Origin of the sequence: Leclercia sp. TB492, from assembly GCF_049974505.2 — a bacterium.
Taxonomy (GTDB): Bacteria; Pseudomonadota; Gammaproteobacteria; order Enterobacterales; family Enterobacteriaceae; genus Enterobacter; species Enterobacter adecarboxylatus_C.
This window is the reverse complement of the sequence record NZ_CM127572.1, coordinates 752,424-769,827: the sequence shown is the minus strand read 5'-3', so window position 1 is coordinate 769,827 and position 17,404 is coordinate 752,424. Positions and strand designations below refer to the sequence as shown.

The 17,404-nt window shown below is 56.1% G+C and carries 17 protein-coding genes; 10 read left to right on the top strand and 7 right to left on the bottom strand.

The features are described 5' to 3' along the window. Window positions 1–18 precede the first annotated feature (18 nt). The 3 genes from aroP (at window position 19) to ACP4QI_RS03595 (ending at window position 3,909) form a co-directional block, all read left to right on the top strand. Entirely contained in the window at window positions 19–1,389 is a 1,371-nt protein-coding gene (gene aroP / locus ACP4QI_RS03605; protein WP_142488254.1) for an aromatic amino acid transporter AroP, read from the top strand. Between the two features lie 161 nt (window positions 1,390–1,550). Then, a complete protein-coding gene (locus ACP4QI_RS03600; protein WP_285127351.1) occupies window positions 1,551–2,948 on the top strand; it encodes a glycoside-pentoside-hexuronide (GPH):cation symporter in 1,398 nt (465 codons plus the stop codon). Between the two features lie 10 nt (window positions 2,949–2,958). Then, window positions 2,959–3,909 (top strand): glycoside hydrolase family 43 protein, encoded by a 951-nt coding sequence (locus ACP4QI_RS03595; protein ID WP_426495555.1) that lies wholly within the window; start codon window positions 2,959–2,961, stop codon window positions 3,907–3,909. A gap of 18 nt (window positions 3,910–3,927) precedes the next feature. Here ACP4QI_RS03595 and ampE read toward each other — a convergent pair whose 3' ends face one another. Continuing rightward, on the bottom strand, window positions 3,928–4,782 hold the full coding sequence (ampE, locus tag ACP4QI_RS03590; RefSeq protein WP_142488251.1) for a beta-lactamase regulator AmpE: 855 nt from the start codon (window positions 4,780–4,782) through the stop codon (window positions 3,928–3,930). Then, window positions 4,779–5,342, bottom strand: coding sequence for a 1,6-anhydro-N-acetylmuramyl-L-alanine amidase AmpD (gene ampD, locus ACP4QI_RS03585; RefSeq protein ID WP_142488250.1), 564 nt, complete (start codon window positions 5,340–5,342; stop codon window positions 4,779–4,781). The genes ampE and ampD overlap by 4 nt, the downstream gene beginning before the upstream one ends. An 87-nt stretch (window positions 5,343–5,429) precedes the next feature. On the opposite strand from ampD, the gene nadC reads away from it, so the two are divergent. The 4 genes from nadC (at window position 5,430) to hofC (ending at window position 9,528) form a co-directional block, all read left to right on the top strand. Next, the gene (gene nadC / locus ACP4QI_RS03580; protein WP_142488249.1) at window positions 5,430–6,323 is read left to right on the top strand and encodes a carboxylating nicotinate-nucleotide diphosphorylase; all 894 of its coding nucleotides are present in this window, start codon (window positions 5,430–5,432) and stop codon (window positions 6,321–6,323) included. A gap of 184 nt (window positions 6,324–6,507) precedes the next feature. After that, the gene (ppdD, locus tag ACP4QI_RS03575; protein WP_142488248.1) at window positions 6,508–6,960 is read left to right on the top strand and encodes a prepilin peptidase-dependent pilin; all 453 of its coding nucleotides are present in this window, start codon (window positions 6,508–6,510) and stop codon (window positions 6,958–6,960) included. Continuing rightward, window positions 6,957–8,342, top strand: coding sequence for a type II secretion system protein GspE (gspE, locus tag ACP4QI_RS03570; protein ID WP_156262918.1), 1,386 nt, complete (start codon window positions 6,957–6,959; stop codon window positions 8,340–8,342). The genes ppdD and gspE overlap by 4 nt, the downstream gene beginning before the upstream one ends. Then, window positions 8,332–9,528: a protein transport protein HofC gene (hofC, locus tag ACP4QI_RS03565; RefSeq protein ID WP_426495554.1), complete on the top strand. Its 1,197-nt coding sequence runs from the start codon at window positions 8,332–8,334 to the stop codon at window positions 9,526–9,528. The genes gspE and hofC overlap by 11 nt, the downstream gene beginning before the upstream one ends. A 31-nt stretch (window positions 9,529–9,559) precedes the next feature. On the opposite strand, the gene ACP4QI_RS03560 is transcribed toward hofC, so the two are convergent. Then, window positions 9,560–10,603: a GMP reductase gene (locus ACP4QI_RS03560; RefSeq protein ID WP_142488245.1), complete on the bottom strand. Its 1,044-nt coding sequence runs from the start codon at window positions 10,601–10,603 to the stop codon at window positions 9,560–9,562. 227 nt (window positions 10,604–10,830) lie between these two features. Between ACP4QI_RS03560 and coaE the strand changes: the two genes are divergently transcribed. Genes coaE through yacG form a run of 3 tightly spaced genes read left to right on the top strand, consistent with a single transcriptional unit; the run spans window position 10,831 to window position 12,389 of the window. Next, window positions 10,831–11,442, top strand: a complete 612-nt coding sequence (gene coaE, locus ACP4QI_RS03555) for a dephospho-CoA kinase (protein ID WP_142488244.1) — start codon at window positions 10,831–10,833, stop codon at window positions 11,440–11,442. After that, complete coding sequence (zapD, locus tag ACP4QI_RS03550) at window positions 11,442–12,185, top strand: cell division protein ZapD (RefSeq protein ID WP_156262916.1); 744 nt, start codon at window positions 11,442–11,444, stop codon at window positions 12,183–12,185. The genes coaE and zapD overlap by 1 nt, the downstream gene beginning before the upstream one ends. Window positions 12,186–12,194: 9 nt before the next feature. After that, the gene (yacG, locus tag ACP4QI_RS03545) at window positions 12,195–12,389 is read left to right on the top strand and encodes a DNA gyrase inhibitor YacG (protein WP_142488242.1); all 195 of its coding nucleotides are present in this window, start codon (window positions 12,195–12,197) and stop codon (window positions 12,387–12,389) included. Between the two features lie 34 nt (window positions 12,390–12,423). Here the strand turns inward: yacG and mutT are convergent, their stop codons facing one another. The 4 genes from mutT to lpxC all read right to left on the bottom strand — a co-directional run bounded on the left by mutT (window position 12,424) and on the right by lpxC (window position 17,311). Next, window positions 12,424–12,816 carry an 8-oxo-dGTP diphosphatase MutT gene (gene mutT / locus ACP4QI_RS03540; RefSeq protein WP_285127357.1) on the bottom strand — a complete coding sequence of 131 codons (393 nt, stop codon included), beginning with the start codon at window positions 12,814–12,816 and terminating at the stop codon, window positions 12,424–12,426. 57 nt (window positions 12,817–12,873) lie between these two features. Next, window positions 12,874–15,579 carry a preprotein translocase subunit SecA gene (secA, locus tag ACP4QI_RS03535; protein ID WP_142488240.1) on the bottom strand — a complete coding sequence of 902 codons (2,706 nt, stop codon included), beginning with the start codon at window positions 15,577–15,579 and terminating at the stop codon, window positions 12,874–12,876. Between the two features lie 59 nt (window positions 15,580–15,638). Further along, window positions 15,639–16,142 (bottom strand): secA translation cis-regulator SecM, encoded by a 504-nt coding sequence (gene secM / locus ACP4QI_RS03530; protein WP_426495553.1) that lies wholly within the window; start codon window positions 16,140–16,142, stop codon window positions 15,639–15,641. A gap of 251 nt (window positions 16,143–16,393) precedes the next feature. Further along, on the bottom strand, window positions 16,394–17,311 hold the full coding sequence (gene lpxC, locus ACP4QI_RS03525) for a UDP-3-O-acyl-N-acetylglucosamine deacetylase (protein ID WP_142488238.1): 918 nt from the start codon (window positions 17,309–17,311) through the stop codon (window positions 16,394–16,396). Window positions 17,312–17,404 lie beyond the last annotated feature (93 nt).

The following is a 17,404-nucleotide window of genomic DNA, read 5'->3' as shown; positions in this document are numbered from 1 at the left end:
CACACACGAGGTTTCATAATGGATGGTCAACAGCACGGCGATCAGCTGAAGCGCGGCCTTAAAAACCGCCATATTCAGCTTATTGCTCTCGGTGGCGCTATCGGTACCGGCCTGTTCCTGGGCAGCGCATCGGTTATTCAGTCTGCCGGTCCGGGAATTATTCTGGGTTACGCCATTGCCGGTTTTATCGCCTTTCTTATTATGCGTCAGCTGGGTGAAATGGTGGTCGAAGAGCCGGTAGCCGGTTCCTTCAGCCATTTTGCCTATAAATACTGGGGCAGCTTTGCCGGATTCGCGTCCGGCTGGAACTACTGGGTGCTGTATGTGCTGGTGGCGATGGCGGAACTGACCGCGGTCGGTAAATACGTCCAGTTCTGGTGGCCTGAGATCCCGACTTGGGTCTCCGCGGCGGTCTTCTTCGTGGTGATCAACGCCATTAACCTCACCAACGTGAAAGTGTTCGGTGAGATGGAGTTCTGGTTCGCCATTATTAAAGTTATCGCGGTTGTGGCGATGATCCTGTTTGGCGGCTGGCTGCTTTTCAGCGGCAACGGTGGTCCGCAGGCCAGCGTGAGCAACCTCTGGGATCAGGGCGGCTTCCTGCCGCACGGTATGACCGGTCTGGTCATGATGATGGCGATCATTATGTTCTCCTTCGGTGGTCTGGAGCTGGTGGGTATCACCGCCGCTGAAGCAGACAACCCGGAGCAGAGCATCCCGAAAGCGACCAACCAGGTGATCTACCGTATCCTGATCTTCTATGTGGGCTCGCTGGCCGTGCTGCTTTCCCTGCTGCCGTGGACCCGCGTCACCGCTGACACCAGCCCGTTTGTCCTGATCTTCCACGAGCTGGGCGACACCTTCGTGGCTAACGCCCTGAACGTAGTGGTACTGACCGCGGCGCTGTCGGTCTATAACAGCTGCGTTTACTGCAACAGCCGTATGCTGTTCGGCCTGGCCCAGCAGGGCAACGCCCCGAAAGCGCTGCTCAATGTCGATAAGCGTGGCGTGCCGGTTAACACCATTATCGTGTCGGCGGTTGTGACAGCGCTGTGCGTGCTGATCAACTACCTGGCACCGGAATCGGCCTTCGGCCTGCTGATGGCGCTGGTGGTTTCCGCCCTGGTAATCAACTGGGCGATGATTAGCCTGGCACACATGAAATTCCGTCGTGCGAAGCAGCAGCAGGGCGTGAAAACGCGCTTCCCTGCCCTGCTCTACCCGCTGGGTAACTGGGTCTGTCTGCTCTTCATGGCGGCGGTGCTGATTATCATGCTGATGACCCCGGGCATGGCGATTTCGGTCTACCTGATCCCGGTCTGGATTATCATCCTCGGCGTCGGCTATATGTTTAAAGAGAAAAATGCCAAAGCCGTAAAAGCGCATTAATGTTCTATCCCTCTGCGTCCCGCCGGACGCAGAGGGTTGTTACCTTCCTCACACTTTCCCGTCTACAGCCATTTTATCCATATCACCGACGTTATACTGCAACGCATATTTTGCTTTGGCAGCGAATAATTCTCTCCATACCGTAACTCGGAGAATCGTCGATGGATAACAATAAACTGTCAGTAAAAGAAAAGATCGGCTATGGAATGGGGGATGCCGGATGCAATATCATCTTTGGCGCCATCATGTTGTTTGTGAACTATTTTTATACGGATATTTTCGGCCTGGCCCCGGCGCTGGTGGGCGTGCTGCTGCTCTCCGTACGCGTCATCGATGCCGTTACCGACCCGATTATGGGCGCCATTGCCGATCGTACCCGCAGTAAGTATGGGCGTTTTCGTCCATGGCTTTTATGGATCGCCTTCCCCTATGCGCTGTTCAGCATCCTGATGTTTACCACCCCGGACTGGACCTACAACAGCAAAGTTATCTATGCCTTTGTTACCTACTTCCTGCTCTCTCTGACCTATACGGCCATCAATATTCCTTACTGCTCGCTGGGCGGCGTGATCACCAACGATCCGAAAGAGCGCGTAGCCTGTCAGTCCTACCGCTTCGTGATGGTCGGCATCGCCACGCTGCTGCTGTCGCTGACGCTGCTGCCGATGGCCGACTGGTTCGGCGGCGAGGACAAAGCTAAAGGCTACCAGATGGCGATGACCGTGCTGGCGCTGATTGGCACCTGCATGTTCCTGTTCAGCTTTTCTACCGTGCGCGAGCGCGTGCGTCCGGCGGTGCAAACCAATGACGAACTGAAAAACGATCTGAAAGACGTGTGGAAGAACGACCAGTGGGTCCGCATTCTGCTGCTGACCCTGTGCAACGTCTGTCCGGGCTTTATCCGCATGGCGGCAACCATGTATTACGTCACCTGGGTCATGGGCCAGAGCACCCACTTCGCTACCCTGTTTATCAGCCTGGGCGTGGTGGGCATGATGCTCGGCAGCGTGCTGGCAAAAGTGCTGACCGACCGCTGGTGTAAGCTGAAGGTCTTCTTCTGGACCAACATCGCCCTGGCGATTTTCTCCTGCGCCTTCTACTTCTTCGACCCGCAAGCCACCGTGACCATTGTGGTGCTCTACTTCCTGCTGAACATCCTGCACCAGATCCCGTCTCCGCTGCACTGGTCGCTGATGGCCGACGTGGATGACTACGGCGAATGGAAAACCGGTAAACGCATCACCGGGATCAGTTTCTCCGGCAACATCTTCTTCCTCAAGCTGGGGCTGGCGATTGCCGGGGCGATGGTGGGCTTCCTGCTCTCCTGGTACGGTTACGACGCGGGTGCAAAAGCGCAAAGCGCGGACGCCATCAACGGCATCGTGCTGCTCTTTACCGTGATTCCTGGCGTCGGGTACCTCATTACCGCGGGCGTGGTTCGTCTGCTGAAGGTCGATCGCGAAACCATGAAGCAGATTCAGTCCGATCTTGAAAAACGCCGGAACAACTATCGCGAGCTGAACGATTTTCAGGAACTCAAAGCCGCTGAGACTAAATAAGGAAAGCCGAATGCAAACCTGGCCAAACCCGTTTATTGAACAACGTGCTGACCCGTACATTCTTCATCATGAAGGGCAATACTACTTTATTGCCTCGGTGCCGGAATACGACCGGCTGGCGATCCGCCGCGCCGACACGCTGGAAGGGTTACGCAGCGCCGATGAAGTGGTGGTCTGGCGCAAGCCGGCCACCGGCCCAATGAGCCAGCTGATCTGGGCCCCGGAACTGCACAGCATTGACGGCAAGTGGTACATCTATTTTGCCGCGACGCACACCCAGGCACTGGATAAGCTCGGGATGTTCCAGCACCGGATGTTCGCCCTGGAGTGTAGCGACAGCGACCCGCTCACCGGCACCTGGGTCGAGAAAGGGCAGATCGAAACCCCGTTCGATACCTTTGCGCTGGATGCGACCACCTTTGTTCATCAGGGGAAACGCTGGTACCTCTGGGCGCAAAAAGCCCCGGATATCACCGGTAACTCGAACCTGTACCTGTGCGAAATGGAGAATCCCTGGACGCTAAAAGGCAAGCCGGTAATGCTCAGTAAACCGGAGTATGACTGGGAGTGCCGTGGGTTTTGGGTCAACGAAGGCCCGGCGGTGCTGTTCCACGGCGAGCGGTTGTTTATCAGCTACTCCGCCAGCGCCACGGATGAAAACTACTGCATGGGACTGCTGTGGATCGACCTTAATGCCGACCCGCAGAACCCGGAAAACTGGCATAAATCGCCGCAGCCGGTGTTCACCACCAGCTACGAAAATCGCCAGTACGGCCCGGGGCACAACAGCTTTACCCAAACGCCGGACGGCGAAGACGTGCTGATTTACCATGCACGTAATTACACCGAAATCGAGGGCGACCCGCTCTACGATCCGAACCGCCACACCCGCCTGAAACTGATTCGCTGGAATGAAAACGGGATGCCTGAATTTGGCATCCCGTCAGCGGATACAGTGTAAGACCTGCGGCACGCTGGTTTAGATCAGCGTGCCGTAAATCGTCAGCAGCGCCACAATCACCACCACCACAAAAGAGGTTTTCTTGGCCATTGAAACCGCTGCTTTCGGCGTTTCGATCTTATCGGTATGCGGCTCACGCGCCAGGGAGAACTGCGCCAGACGCGTTAACACCAGGTACTGCGAGGTATGTCGATCCCCCAGCGAGGCGAACCATGCCGGCAGGGCTTTCTCGCCATGTCCAATCAGGGCATACACCACCCCGAACAGCCGCACCGGCAGCCAGTCCAGCACGTGCAGAATGGCGTCGATGCCGGACTGCAAACGCTCGTGCGGGGTCAGGTAGCGCGCCAGCCAGCTCTGCCAGGCGCGTAAAAACGCATAGCCCATCAGCAGAACCGGGCCCCACGCGCCGCCCACCACAAACCAGAACAGCGGTGCCAGATAGAAGCGGAAGTTAATCCACAGCAACGCGTTCTGCAGCTCGCGTAAAAACTCGCGTTCGTTGCACTCCGGCGGAACGCCGTGGATCAGGGTCAGCTCGCTGGCCATCGCCCCACGGGCATGGGCATCATTGTTAGTTGCTGCCTTCAGGTAGGCATGGTAGTGCAGACGCACCTTGCCGGCGCCAATGCAGAGGACGCCGAGCAGGATCCACACCACCAGCAGCGGCACATTAAAGAAGAGGCCATACAGCGAACGCAGCAGCAGGAACACGACAAGCATCACCCCCGCCGTCATCAGCAGGGTGCGGATCATGGAAAAATGGCGGATGCGACGAAACAGCACTTCCATCCGGTGATCCAGATGCCAGTGCTCGCCCAGCTTGAACAAACGCTCAGCAATCATCACCAGCAGCATGGTAAATAACGTCATGTCATCTCCTTATCTGACAGGGCGGTAAGCAGTGTGTTGAATCTTTGCCAGTCAAATGCCGGGCCAGGATCGGTCTTGCGCTGCGGCGCAATATCGCTGTGCCCGGTCACGTTGTGGGCGATACCCGGGTAGAGGCTAATGAGGGTGCGCGTCACCGCGGCCAGCTGCTGATACTGCGCATCGGTGTAAGGCAGCGTATCCGTTCCTTCCAGCTCGATGCCGATAGAGAAGTCATTGCAGCGTTCACGCCCCTGATATTGAGACACGCCTGCATGCCAGGCTCGTTTATCGAAGGGAACATACTGGACGATTTCACCGTCACGGCGAATCAGACAATGGGCAGAAACGCGCAGGTGGGCGATCTCCGCAAAAAAGGGGTGAGCATCGGGATCGATTGTCCCGGTGAATAGCGCGTCAATCCACGGGCCGCCAAACTCGCCAGGCGGCAGGCTGATGTTATGCACCACCAGCAGCGACGGGATCTCATCCTCCGGACGGCAATCGTGGTGTGGCGAAGGAACACGCCGTGCATCTGCCAGCCAGCCATGTTCTGAGTGCATGCAGGATCTCCTTATATATGGTGCTGATTCCCGGTTCAGAGTAGCATGTTTCAATCTTATGATTCGTTACCAATTTGGAGTTTTAACATGCCGCCTCGCCGCTACAACCCCGACCACAGACGTAACGTACTGCTGGAACGTATTAATCTCGATATTCCGGTAAGCGTCGCCAATGCGCTGCGCGAAGATCTGGGTGGAGACGTTAATGCTGACAACGACATTACCGCCCAACTGCTGGCGGAAGATGCCCGTTCCCATGCGGTCGTGATCACCCGTGAGGACGGTGTTTTCTGTGGTAAACGTTGGGTGGAGGAAGTCTTTATTCAGCTGGCCGGTGACGGTGTGAAGGTGACGTGGCATGTCGAGGATGGCGACAGCATCAACGCTAACCAGCCGCTGTTTGAGCTTGAGGGCTCATCACGCGTCCTGCTGACCGGTGAACGCACCGCGCTGAACTTTGTTCAGACGCTCTCAGGCGTCGCCAGCGAAGCACGCCGCTATGTCGACCTGCTGGAAGGGACAAATACCCAGCTGCTGGATACGCGTAAAACGCTGCCGGGCCTGCGTACCGCCCTGAAATATGCCGTGCTGTGCGGCGGCGGTGCCAACCATCGTCTGGGGTTGTCCGATGCGTTTCTGATCAAAGAGAACCACATTATTGCCTCTGGCTCCGTACGCCAGGCCGTGGAAAAAGCCTTCTGGCTGCACCCGGATGTGCCGGTTGAAGTGGAAGTGGAGAACCTGCAGGAGCTGGACGATGCGCTGAAAGCCGGTGCCGACATCATCATGCTGGATAACTTCAAAACCGAAGAGATGCGTGAAGCGGTGAAACGCACCAACGGCCAGGCCCGTCTGGAGGTTTCCGGTAACGTGACGCACGAAACCTTACGCGAGTTTGCCGAAACCGGCGTCGATTTCATCTCCGTTGGCGCCCTGACCAAACACATTCGCGCCCTCGATCTGTCGATGCGCTTTCGCTAAGTGACAGAAAGCCCGGTCTGCACAGGCCGGGCAAGCCCGATTTACGACCTGCCCCGCAAACCTGCTGCATTATTCTGTAACGCGCGCACATCCCGCGGAATCACGCTTCACGAATCAATTTTTACCCCTCGCCCCCGGTCTGACCCGCTGCCACAGTAGCCTGCGTCAACATAAGGAGCGACCCATGGAAAGACAAAAAGGATTTACCCTCATCGAATTAATGGTAGTCATCGGCATCGTGGCTATTCTCAGCGCGATTGGCATTCCGGCTTACCAGAACTACCTGAGAAAAGCTGCCCTCACCGATATGCTGCAAACCTTTATGCCCTACCGTACCGCAGTCGAACTCTGCGCCCTCGATCATGGCGGGACAGAGAGCTGCGATGCTGGCGTCAACGGTATCCCCTCCCCGGCGACCAGCCGCTATGTCTCCGGGATGAGCATCGCCAAAGGCGTCGTCACTCTGACCGGACAGGAGAGTCTCAACGGTCTCGATGTAGTGATGACCCCGCAGTGGGATAACGGCAACGGCATTACCGGCTGGAAACGTCTCTGCACCGTGGGCGAGGACAGCGCGCTGAAGCAGGCCTGCGAAGAGGTGTTCCGCTTTACGGCCGAGCAGGAGAGCGAGCAATGAATGCCGATCGCTTAACGGCCCTCTGTCGGCGCCACAACGCCCTGCTGCTGACCTGCGCCCCGGACCGGATCAATATTGCAGTGGTCGACAACCCACCGCCCGAACTGCTGGAAGCGTTACGTTTCGCGACGCAGAAAAGAATCGATATCGAATGCTGGACCGCCGAGCGCATGGAAAAGCACCAGCAAACCAGCCAGGAGACGCATCTGCCCGTAGTCGCCACCTCGACGCGTTCCGCCATCGAAACACTCAACCACACCCTGACCCAGGCGCTGAGCCAGCGGGCGTCGGATATTCATATTGAGCCCGCCGAAGAGAGCTGGCAGATCCGGTTACGCATTGACGGCGTGCTCTACCCGCAACAACCGCTCCCGGCCGAACTGGGCACAACGCTTATCGCCAGGCTGAAAGTGCTGGGCAACCTGGATATCGCAGAGCGTCGCTTACCTCAGGACGGGCAATTCACGGTCGAGCTTTCGGGCTCCCCGGTCTCGTTTCGTATTGCCACGCTCCCGTGTCGCAGCGGCGAAAAGATCGTGCTGCGGCTTCTGCAACAGGAGCAACAGGCGCTACGGCTTGAGCAACTGGGGATGAGTGAAACCCAACAGCGGCTATTCGCCAGCGCGCTGCAAAAATCGCAGGGGCTGATCCTGGTGACCGGCCCCACCGGCAGCGGCAAAACCGTCACCCTCTACAGCGCATTGCAGTCCCGGAACACACCTAAGGTGAACATCTGCAGCGTTGAAGACCCGGTCGAAATTCCGCTGGACGGGCTGAATCAAACGCCCATCAATCCCCGGGCGGGGTTAACCTTCCAGAGCGTGTTGCGGGCGTTTTTGCGCCAGGATCCTGACATCATTATGGTGGGTGAAATACGCGATGGCGAAACGGCGGAGATCGCCATCAACGCCGCGCAGACAGGCCATCTGGTATTGTCAACGCTGCATACTAACTCCACCGCTGAGACGCTGGTGCGCCTGCAACAGATGGGCGTGGCGCGCTGGATGATCTCCTCGGCGCTGTCAATGGTGATCGCCCAGCGGCTGGTGCGCCGACTGTGCCCACACTGTCGTACAGAGATGCACCGGGATACACCATTACCCCAGGCGCTATGGCCTCGCCCTTTGCCGCACTGGCAGCCGGTGGGCTGTGACCGCTGCTATCACGGCTTTTATGGCCGGGTAGCAATCTTCGAGGTAATGGTGATCACTCGTGAACTGCGTACTGCCATCGCCAACGGAGCACCGGTCGAAGAGATCGAAAAGCTGGCCAGGCAGGCGGGTATGGTCACGCTGTTTGAGCATGGCTGTATGGCGGTAGAGCAAGGCCACACCACGCTCGGGGAACTGGTGCAGATGCTGGGCGAATCGGATGGCAGGTAATCAACTCTGGCGCTGGCGGGCACTCAGCCAGCAGGGGGAGCAACAGACAGGCGCGCTCTGGGCCCCCGACAAACAAACGGCGTGGAGCGTCCTGTTGGGTCGGGATCTTTTTCCTCTTGAGCTCAAACGAAGCCTGCAGCAAGCGCGCTGGCAGGCGCAACATCGCTACGAGGCGATCCACCAGCTGGCGACGTTGCTGCAGGCGGGCTTAACGCTCTCGGCAGGTCTGACGCTTCTGGCGCAGCAGCACCCTGCCCGACAGTGGCAGGCGCTGCTGCAAAGCGTAGCTGACGATCTCAGCGCCGGGTGCGCTTTTTCTGACGCCCTGAGAAAATGGCCGCATGTCTTCCCTCCCCTCTATATTTCGATGATGAAAACCGGAGAGCTGACCGGCAAGCTCGTTGAGTGTTGTCGTCAGCTGGCGCAACAGCAAAAAACGCAGCAACAGCTCAGCGCGAAGGTCAAAAAGGCGCTGCGCTATCCGCTGATTATTCTTGCCCTGGCCGTCGCCGTGGTGCTGGCGATGGTGACTATGGTGCTGCCGGAATTTGCCGCGATCTACAAAACCTTCAATACGCCCTTACCTGCTCTGACCCGGGCCGTGATGGCGCTGGCAACCACGCTTCAGGAGTGGGGGGCGGGGCTGATGCTAAGTCTGCTGACGGCGGCATCTGGACTGGTATTTGTTCGCCGTAACCGGCGATGGCAGCGCCTCATACAGCGTCTGCTGCTGAGCAGTCCGGTGATTGGCCCGCTGGTCCGTGGGCAAAAGCTCAGCCAGATTTTTACCGTTCTGTCACTCACACAGCAGGCAGGCATCACCTTTCTACAGGGGCTGGAAAGTACGGAGGAGACCCTAACGTGCCCCTTCTGGCAGGAGAAACTACAGACGATACGCCATCGCGTTATGCAAGGTGCACCCATCTGGTCAGCCCTGAATGAAGCCGAGATATTTACGCCGCTCTGTATTCAGCTCGTGCGTACCGGCGAATCGTCAGGGGCGCTGGATACCATGCTGAGTAATCTGGCACAGCATCATAATGAACAGACTTTTCAGCAAGCCGACAATCTGGCCTCGCTGCTGGAGCCGCTGCTGTTAATTGTGACGGGGTTAATTATCGGCACGCTGGTGGTCGCGATGTACCTGCCGATCTTTCATCTGGGGGATGCGATGAGTGCGGGATAACGCTGGCGCGAAACGCGCCAGCGAGAGAGCATTACAGGCTGTTGAAAATGCGGTTTTCTTGTTCCTGTACGCGGATAAAGGTAGTGCGCTTGGTCAGCTCTTTCAGACGGGATGCGCCCACATAGGTGCATGCAGAGCGCAGGCCACCGAGAATGTCACGCGCGGTATTCTCAACCGGGCCGCGCAGTGGCAGCTTGACGGTTTTACCTTCTGCCGCTCGATACTGAGCAACACCGCCTACGTGACGGTTCATCGCCGATTCAGAGCTCATGCCGTAGAAGAGCATGAATTTTTCACCGTTTTCATCAACAACGGTACCGCCGCTCTCTTCGTGACCCGCCAGCATCCCGCCAAGCATCACGAAGTCTGCGCCGCCGCCGAAGGCTTTCGCCACGTCACCCGGCATGGTGCAACCGCCGTCGCTGATGATCTGCCCGCCGAGGCCATGGGCTGCATCAGCACACTCGATCACCGCAGAAAGCTGCGGATAGCCAACACCGGTTTTCACGCGGGTGGTGCAGACAGAACCCGGGCCGATGCCCACTTTAACGATATCTGCCCCGGACAGGATCAGCTCTTCACACATTTCACCGGTAACCACGTTACCCGCAATAATGGTTTTGGTCGGCCAGGCCTGACGCGCTTTGCTGACGAACTGCACGAAATGCTCAGAGTAACCATTCGCGACATCAATGCAGATGAAGTTCAGGTTCGGGTTAGCGACCAGGATCTGTTTCGTTTTTTCGAAATCGGCGTCTGAGGTGCCGGTGGAAACCATCACGTGCTTGAGAATGGTTTCAGATACGGAGCCTGCAAACGCATTCCACTCTTCAACGCTGTAGTGCTTGTGCACAGCGGTCAGAATATCGAAGGAGGCCAGTGCTTTAGCCATCGCAAAAGTCCCAACCGTATCCATATTGGCGGCGATAACAGGTACGCCAGACCAGGTCTGACCGGAATGCTTAAAGGTGAATTCACGTTCAAGTTCAACGTCGGAGCGACTTTTCAGAGTAGAACGTTTAGGGCGGATAAGTACGTCTTTGAAACCTAACTTCAGATCTTCTTCGATACGCATTTGCGGATTCCTGGGGTAAATGTCGAAAAACGAAACACACAACTCCAGTGACGCTATCATACGCACTAATACCTGTTGCGCAAGACTGCGAAAATCACTTTTTTTACGCTACAATCCTATAAATTTACCTGGTAAAAAGTCCGTAAGCAGCGCTTAACCTTTGCTGCCAAAAGATTAAATCTTAAGCAATTGATATCAATAATGAATATTTCCCAGGATTTTAATTAATGGGGTACATCGTTGCGTTAACGGGGGGCATTGGCAGTGGCAAGAGCACTGTGGCCGACGCCTTCTCTCGTCTGGGTGTCACGATTATTGATGCCGACATCATTGCTCGCCAGGTGGTAGAGCCCGGTACACCGGCATTATGTGCTATCGCAGAACATTTCGGCCACGACACCATCGCGCCTGACGGTACCCTTAACCGTCGGATGCTGCGCGAACGCATTTTCTCGCATCCTGAAGAAAAAGCCTGGCTTAACGCCCTCCTCCATCCGCTGATACAGCAGGAGACACAGAGGCAGATCTCTCAGGCAACCTCACCTTATGTTCTCTGGGTTGTACCGCTTCTGGTGGAAAACAAGCTCCATGAGAAAGCTGACCGGGTACTGGTGGTGGATGTCTCTCCGGCAACCCAAATTCAGCGCACCATCGCCCGCGATAACGTCGCGCGCGAACATGCCGAACAAATTCTTGCCGCGCAGGCCACGCGTGAAGCGCGCCTTGCCGTCGCGGATGATGTTATTGATAATAACGGCGCACCGGATGCCATTGCCTCCGATGTTGCCCGCCTGCATCAGCACTACCTGGCGCAGGCTGTTTTACAGGAAAAAGCATAATGCACACCCACGTTCTTTTTGAGCATCCGCTCAATGAAAAAATGCGTACCTGGCTGCGCATCGAGTTTTTAATCCAGCAGCTTTCAGGCCTCCTTCCGGTACACGACCACACCACGGCGCTGCATTTTTTCCGTAACGTAAGTGACCTGCTGGATGTGCTAGAGCGCGGCGAAGTCCGCACTGAATTACTGAAAGAGCTGGAGCGTCAGCAGCGTAAATTACAGGCCTGGGCCGAAGTCCCCGGTGTGGATAATAGCCGCATCGACAGCCTGCGCCAGCAGCTGAAACACCACAGCACGGTGTTGATGGCTGCGCCGCGTATCGGCCAGTTTCTGCGTGAAGATCGTCTGGTGGCGCTGGTTCGTCAGCGCCTGAGCATTCCTGGCGGCTGCTGCAGTTTCGATTTACCGACATTACATATCTGGCTGCATATGCCGCAGGAGCAGCGTGATGTCCAGGTACAAAGCTGGCTCGGCAGCCTTGAGCCGCTGACGCAGGCGTTGTCGCTGATCCTTGATTTGATTCGCAACTCCGCACCGTTCCGCAAGCAAACCAGCCTGAACGGTTTTTATCAGGATAACGGCGAGGATGCAGACCTGCTGCGCCTGCAGCTGACCCTTGCCGATCAGCTTTATCCGCAAATTTCAGGTCACAAGAGCCGCTTTGCGATTCGTTTCATGCCGCTCGACAGTGAACATGGTCTGGTGCCGGAACGTCTCGACTTTGAGCTGGCGTGTTGTTAAGGAGTCATGATGTCTGATGTTACCACCGTGAACTGTCCCACCTGTGGGAAGCCCGTTATCTGGGGCGAGCAGAGTCCTTTCCGTCCTTTTTGCTGCAAACGTTGCCAGCTGATCGATCTCGGTGAATGGGCTGCGGAAGAGAAACGCATTCCGAGCGAAGGCGGTCTCTCTGACAGCGATGACTGGAGCGAAAGCCAGCAGTAACAATAATAGCCTGCTGGCGTTTCGCCGGGCAGGCTTACAGGTTGCCCACTAACCGGGCAATAACAGGCGCATTTGCCGGCGGGAACTTGTCGGCATCCTCTGCGCTCAGTTCAACCCAGTTCCCAGGCTGCCCCTCTTTACCCCACGGCTCGCCTTCCCAGCTTTCCACCAGCCAGAACCATAGCGTGATATGCCGATCGGGGAATGCATATTCCAGTTTATCGAACAGGGTCGCTCCCAGCGGGGTGATCCCCACCTCTTCCTGAAGTTCGCGGATCAGCGCCTGTTCCGGCGTTTCGCCAGACTCGATCTTTCCGCCAGGAAACTCCCACTTATTCGCCATGTGCGCATCGGCTGCACGTTGGGTAATAAAGATGTGGTTATCGGAATTGCGAATGATCCCGACAGCGATTTGCAGTGTTTTCATTGTCTTGATTCCATAAAAAAGGCGCAGATATCTGCGCCTTTTCAGTTGGTTTAATGCTTAGCTCAGACGGCCATGGCACTGTTTGTATTTTTTACCGGAACCACATGGGCACGGATCGTTACGACCAACCTTACGCTCACCGGCCTGTGCGGCGATCGCGGCCGCAGCGGCTTCTTCATCGTCCTGATGGCTAAGCTGCTGCATCTGGGCCAGACGTTCAGCCTCTTCGCGGCGCTGCTGTTCCATCTCTTCAACTTCTTCCGGCATACGCACCTGCACCTTGCTCAGGGTGCTGATCACTTCATATTTCAGCGATTCAAGCATTGAGGCAAACATGGCGAAGGATTCGCGCTTGTACTCCTGCTTCGGATCTTTTTGCGCATAGCCGCGCAGATGGATCCCCTGGCGCAGATAGTCCATCGCCGCCAGGTGCTCTTTCCACAGGGAGTCCAGCGTTTGCAGCATCACGCCTTTCTCGAAGTGACGCATCATCTCAGCGCCGACCACTTCTTCTTTACGCTGATAAACCTCAATGGCGGTCGCAAAAATACGCTCGCGTAGGGTCTCTTCATGCAGCTCCGGCTCTTTATCCAGCCACTCCTGGATAGGCAGATCCAGGTCAAAGTCGTTCTTCAGACGCGCCTGCAGGCCTTCGATATCCCACATTTCTTCCAGAGATTGCGGAGGAATGTGGCCATCGAGAGTCGCCTTAAAGACGTCTTCGCGGATGCTGTTGATGGTTTCGCTCACATCGCTTACATCCAGCAGTTCGTTACGCTGGGTGTAGATAGCGCGACGCTGATCGTTGGCCACGTCATCGTACTCAAGCAGCTGCTTACGAATATCGAAGTTACGGCTTTCCACCTTACGCTGGGCGTTAGCGATGGCTTTGGTCACCCATGGGTGCTCAATCGCTTCGCCCGGTTTCATGCCCAGTTTACGCATCATGCCTGACACACGGTCAGAGGCGAAAATACGCATCAGCGCATCTTCCATCGACAGGTAGAAGCGGGATGAACCGGCATCACCCTGACGACCCGCACGACCACGCAGCTGGTTGTCGATACGGCGGGACTCATGACGTTCAGTACCGATGATGTGCAGACCGCCCGCGGCCAGGACGGCATCGTGGCGAACCTGCCAGTCGGCTTTGATCTGCGCGATCTGTTCCGGGGTTGGGTCTTCCAGCGCGGCCACTTCTGCCTGCCAGCTACCGCCAAGCATAATATCGGTACCACGACCCGCCATGTTGGTGGCGATGGTCACGGCTGACGGGTAACCCGCCTGAGCAACGATATCCGCCTCTTTGGCGTGGAACTTGGCGTTCAGAACGTTGTGTTTGATACCGGCTTTGGTCAGCTCTTCGGACACCACTTCCGATTTTTCGATGGAGATAGTACCCACCAGAACCGGCTGGCCCGCGGCGGTACGATCGCGAATATCTTCGATGATGGCCTGAATTTTCTCCGCTTCGGTCATGTAGACCAGGTCCGGCATATCCTTACGAATCATCGGACGGTTGGTTGGAACCACCACGGTATCCAGCTTGTAGATAGAGCTGAATTCAAAGGCTTCAGTATCCGCCGTACCGGTCATCCCCGCCAGCTTTTCGTACAGACGGAAGTAGTTCTGGAAGGTAATGGAGGCCAGAGTCTGGTTCTCGTTCTGGATATCGACGTTCTCTTTGGCTTCAACCGCCTGATGCAGACCATCGGACCAGCGGCGACCCTGCATGGTACGGCCGGTGTGTTCGTCGACGATAATGACTTCGCCATCTTTGACGATGTAGTCCACGTCGCGGGTGAAGAGCACGTGTGCGCGCAGCGCTGCGGTCACGTGGTGCATCAGCATGATATTGCTCGGGGAGTAGAGCGACTCACCCTCTTCCATAATACCCTGGGCAACCAGCAGCTCTTCGATCTGAACCAGACCACGCTCGGTCAGGTTCACCTGACGGGCTTTCTCGTCCACCGAGAAGTGGCCTTCACCCTGGAAGGTGTCAGAGTCTTCTTTTTCCTGACGGATCAGGTGTGGAATGATTTTGTCGACTTTGCGATACATCTCGGAGCTGTCTTCAGCCGGGCCGGAGATGATCAGCGGGGTACGCGCTTCATCGATCAGAATGGAGTCAACCTCATCCACCAGCGCATAGTGCAGTTTACGCTGGACGCGCTCTTCCGGGCTGAATGCCATGTTATCGCGCAGGTAGTCAAAACCGTATTCGTTGTTGGTGCCGTAAGTGATATCCGCGCCGTAGGCTTCGCGTTTCGCCGGAGCCGGCAGGCCTGACATGTTGATCCCGACGCTCATGCCGAGGAATTCGAACAGCGGGCGGTTGTTTTCGGCGTCACGCTGCGCCAGATAGTCGTTGACGGTCACGACGTGTACGCCTTTGCCGGACAGGGCGTTCAGGTAAGCTGGCAGGGTCGCGGTCAGGGTTTTACCTTCACCGGTACGCATCTCGGCGATGCAGCGGTCGTTCAGGACCATACCGCCCAGCAGCTGCACGTCGAAGTGACGCATACCGAACACGCGCTTACTCGCTTCACGAACGACGGCAAAGGCTTCAGGGATCAGGCTTTCAACGGTTTCGCCTTTTTCGAGGCGGGCACGGAATTCGGCGGTTTTGCCTTTCAGCTCGTCATCAGAGAGTTTTTCCATCGCCGGCTCAAGACCATTGATGACGCTGACAGCTTTGCGCATACGGCGCAGGGTACGATCGTTACGACTACCGAAAACTTTAGTTAGTAATTTGATTAACATAATAAATTCTCAAACGCCCCATCATGGGCAGTTAAATTAAGGTATTGAAAAGCGTTAATTTAGCTGAGGCGTTGAGGTCCGGCGCGGATGCCTTGTACCTGGCTAATCCAGGCGGACACGGAGAAAACGGATTGAGGATAGAATGCGGTAAGAGCAATCTGGCGAACAATGACCGGCGGCTCGCTCTGCTGGGTAAGCAGTGTATTGAGCGTATCCAGCAGCGCCAGATGGTGCGCCTGAACCGGCAGGGATTCTTCAACGGCAGGCAACGCCTGCGGCGCCATGGCGAAAGAGAGATGGCGAATAACGGTGCGGATAGCGTGCTGATGCCAGTAATCCACCGTGAAATTGGGTCGGCGGTTCGCTTCCAGCAGGGCGAGATTAGTGAAATTAACCCGCGTGTTCAGATCTTGTCGGGTGGTGGTGGTCTTCGCAGGATTCGCAGCTTCGGCGTTATTACAGAGCGCGGGCAGGCCAAGACTCGCCGCGACCATCCCCAGAAGGAGATGCGGCCAGAAGTAACGTCTGCCAAATTGTCGCCAGCGCGTCAGAATTCCGCTCAATTGCCCCACCACAAGTATGCAAGCCTTCTGGCTTACCCTAAGATTTTTTATTTTTCGCGCCCAGATATTACCACTAAAGCTACTTCACAGCAGCAGTAATGAACCTCGGAGAAGGTTAAAAATGGTGATGAAATCAGCAAACGCGCCATTGACCAGGGCAATTCGGGAAGGATAAAAACAAAAACGACTGGTCTTGCTGGCCGGAGAGAGTGCCAGGTCAACCAGTCGAATTTAGATAACGGGATCTGCCGTTACGCCAGAACCGTGCTCGGTGCTTTGAACGCCAGTGGCAGTTCAGCTTCGTCTTCGAAGGTCACATATTCCCAGGCTTCCTGTTTTGCCAGAACAGCCTGCAACAGTTTGTTGTTCAGAGCGTGACCGGATTTATACGCGGTAAACGCACCAATAATATTGTGACCACACATGAACAGGTCCCCAATCGCATCCAGCATTTTGTGACGAACGAATTCATCTTCAAAACGCAGGCCGTCTTCGTTCAGTACGCGATAATCGTCAACAACGATGGCACAATCGAAGCTGCCGCCCAGGCACAGGCCGCGGGACTGCAGATATTCGATATCACGCATGAAACCAAAAGTACGTGCACGACTGATCTGACGCATAAACGCATCAGCAGAGAAGTTCATCGCATAGCGCTGGGTGCTGGAATCAATCGCCGGATGGTTGAAGTCGATGGTGAAATCCAACGAAAAACCATTAAACGGCTTGAACTCAGCCCATTTGTCGCCATCCTGGACACGAACGGTCTCTTTGATACGCACAAATTTCTTCGCACTGTTCAGTTCTTCAATGCCGGCATCCAGCAACAGATAAACGAACGGTGCAGCGCTGCCATCCATAATCGGGATTTCTGGCGCATCGACTTCAACAACGATGTTGTCGATACCCAGACCCGCCAGGGCGGCATTCAGGTGCTCTACGGTAGAGATCCGCACGTCATGCTCGTTCACCAGGCAAGTACAGAGCATAGTATCACGCACAGATTTGGCATCAGCCGGGAAATCTACCGGTGGATTCAAGTCGGTGCGACGATAGATGACCCCGGTATTGGCCGGCGCAGGGCGCAACGTCAGTGTGACTTTCTTGCCGGTATGCAAACCGACACCTGTCGCCTGAACGATACGTTTTAATGTCCTTTGTTTGATCATCGTATAATCTCGCCAAGTTACTTATCCAACCGAGAGTGTATATCACTATCGGGCGGCCAGTTTAGCACAAAGAGCGTAAATTCCCTAATTCCA